This window comes from Hansschlegelia beijingensis, assembly GCF_045505405.1.
Lineage (GTDB): Bacteria > Pseudomonadota > Alphaproteobacteria > Rhizobiales > Methylopilaceae > Methylopila > Methylopila beijingensis_A.
The window spans coordinates 1-2,285 of record NZ_JBJKEX010000437.1 but is presented as its reverse complement, the minus strand read 5'-3'; the positions used below and the strand labels follow the sequence as shown (position 1 = coordinate 2,285).

At 68.9% G+C, this 2,285-nt stretch carries 4 protein-coding genes; 3 read left to right on the top strand and 1 reads right to left on the bottom strand.

What is annotated here, in order from left to right; genetic code table 11:
• The 3 genes from ACIKT0_RS17240 to ACIKT0_RS17230 all read left to right on the top strand — a co-directional run.
• On the top strand, positions 1-434 hold a 434-nt coding region (locus ACIKT0_RS17240), incomplete at its 5' end, for an alpha/beta hydrolase (RefSeq protein ID WP_407106588.1).
• A gap of 65 nt (positions 435-499) precedes the next feature.
• Positions 500-1,057 (top strand): HNH endonuclease, encoded by a 558-nt coding sequence (locus tag ACIKT0_RS17235; RefSeq protein ID WP_183395713.1) that lies wholly within the window; start codon positions 500-502, stop codon positions 1,055-1,057.
• Positions 1,058-1,286: 229 nt separating this feature from the next.
• Positions 1,287-2,018: a L,D-transpeptidase gene (locus ACIKT0_RS17230; protein WP_407106587.1), complete on the top strand. Its 732-nt coding sequence runs from the start codon at positions 1,287-1,289 to the stop codon at positions 2,016-2,018.
• On the opposite strand, the gene ACIKT0_RS17225 is transcribed toward ACIKT0_RS17230, so the two are convergent.
• A complete protein-coding gene (locus ACIKT0_RS17225; protein WP_407106586.1) occupies positions 1,996-2,244 on the bottom strand; it encodes a disulfide bond formation protein B in 249 nt (82 codons plus the stop codon). The genes ACIKT0_RS17230 and ACIKT0_RS17225 overlap by 23 nt on opposite strands.
• Positions 2,245-2,285: the final 41 nt, after the last annotated feature.

Here is a 2,285-nt window from a genome sequence, read left to right as displayed (position 1 = left end):
CCGCCCGGCCCGGTCTCGACGCCTTCCTCGACGCCGAGCTCGCGCGCCACGGCCTCGGCGGCGACCGGCTCGCCCTGGTGGGCTTCAGCCAGGGGACCATGATGGCGCTGCATGTCGGCCTGAGGCGCGCAACGCCTCCCGCCGCGATCCTCGGCTATTCGGGGATGCTCGTCGCTCCGGAGGCTCTGCAGTCCGAGGCGACAGGCAAGCCGCCGATCCTTCTGGTCCACGGCGAGCGCGACGAGGTCATCCCGGTCGACGCACTGTTCGCCGCGACGGACGCGCTCGGCGCGGCCGAGATCCCGGCCGAGTGGCATCTTTCGCCCGGCGTCGGCCACGGCATCGACCCGGAGGGCCTGCGTCAGGGCGGCGCCTTCCTGGCGAACGCGCTGAAACCCCGAAGAACAAGCCTTCGCGCGGCTTCACAAGGCTGACGCACCACATATAGGATGCTCTCCGAGCGCGGGCCGTGCGCCCGCGCGCGCTTAGGGAGTGCGTGGTGACGGTCGCCGTCTCGCCTGATGCGTGCCCGGCCTTGGTTCTCAATGCGGACTACCGTCCGCTCAGCTACTATCCGTTGTCGCTATGGGCGTGGCAGGACGCCATCAAGGCGATCTTCCTAGACCGGGTGAACGTCCTGTCCCGTTACGACCGCACGGTGCACAGCCCGTCCTTCGAGATGAGGCTGCCCTCCGTCGTCTGCCTGAAGACCTACGTCAAACCGTCGCGAAATCCCGCCTTCACGCGGTTCAACGTGTTCCTGCGCGACCGCTTCTCCTGCCAGTATTGCGGCGCGCGCGACGACCTGACCTTCGACCATGTGATCCCGCGCTCGCGCGGCGGCCAGACCACCTGGGAGAACGTCGTCGCCGCCTGCTCCCCCTGCAATCTGCGGAAGGGCGGGCAGATGCCGGACGATTGCGGCATGCGGCCGACCCAGGAGCCGTTCCAGCCGTCGGTGCACGACCTGCACCGCAACGGCCGCGCCTTCCCGCCGAACTACCTGCACGACAGCTGGCTCGACTACCTCTACTGGGATTCCGAGCTGGAGCCCTGAGTAAACGGCCGGCGCTCTCGCCAGTCACGCAGCTCGGCGCATCAACAACACGTTACCGCAGAGCTGTTCTGCACTGCAGACAGACCTCTCAAAAGCGTTGCCGATTAGCAACGCCGATGGCCCCGCCATTATTTCGCGCTTTTTTAAACGTGTAGCCGCCTCTATTTCAGCCGATCGGCACTGCGTCCACCGAGGGTTGGACGCCTCTGAAGATCACACGGCGACCATCATGACATTCCTTTCCTGGGCCACGCTCCGTGGACCCGTCCGATGCTGTGCGTTGATCTGCGGCGCGCTGGCGCTTTCCGCCTGCGCATCGTCCGGTCCGCGCACCGTGGCGGGCCCCGTGCACGACCCGGCGACGCTGGCCCGGTACGGTCCCGCGCCGGACGAGCGCTTCCCCCTGCCGGCCACCGACATCTCGAAGGTCGATCCCAGGTGGCTGCGCCAGCAGGTCCCCTACGCCACACAGGAGCGGCCCGGCACCATCGTGATCGATACGCGCGCCCGGTACCTGTACCTCGTGCAGGAGAACGGCATGGCGCTCCGTTACGGCATCGGGGTCGGCAAGGCGGGGCTCGAATTCGCCGGGGCCGCGCGCGTCGGCCGGAAGGCCGAGTGGCCGCGCTGGACTCCGACGCGGGACATGATCGCGCGTGAGCCGGAGCGCTATGGCCCGGTCGCGGACGGCGTTCCGCCCGGCCTGGAGAATCCGCTCGGACCGCGCGCCCTCTACCTGTTCGAGGGCAACCGGGACACGCTGTTCCGGATCCACGGCACGTCGGAGCCCTGGTCCATCGGCAAGGCGGTGTCGAGCGGCTGCATCCGGCTGTTCAACCAGGACATCATCGATCTCTACGCCCGGGTGCCGAAGGACACGCCCGTCATCGTCCTGCAGGACGGCGCCGACCTGCCGACGGCGGACGCCGACATGTCCCCTAGGACGTGGACGGACGCCTGAGCGCGTAGACGGCGAGAGCCGCCAGGCCGGCTGCGATCAGCGCATTGTAGCCGGCCAGCGAGAGGCCCAGCAGCCGCCAGGCGGCTGCGTCGCATGGCACCAGCCGGGCGCCGCTCATCTGCTTGAGCAGATCGCTCGCGGAGGTCGGCGCGGCGTTCGCCCCGGCGCAACTCGCCGGCCCTGGCCAGAAGCCCCATTCGACGCCGGCGTGATAGCCGCCAAGCACGGCCCTGCTGTTCCTGGGCGGCGCCGTGCTTGGCGGCTATC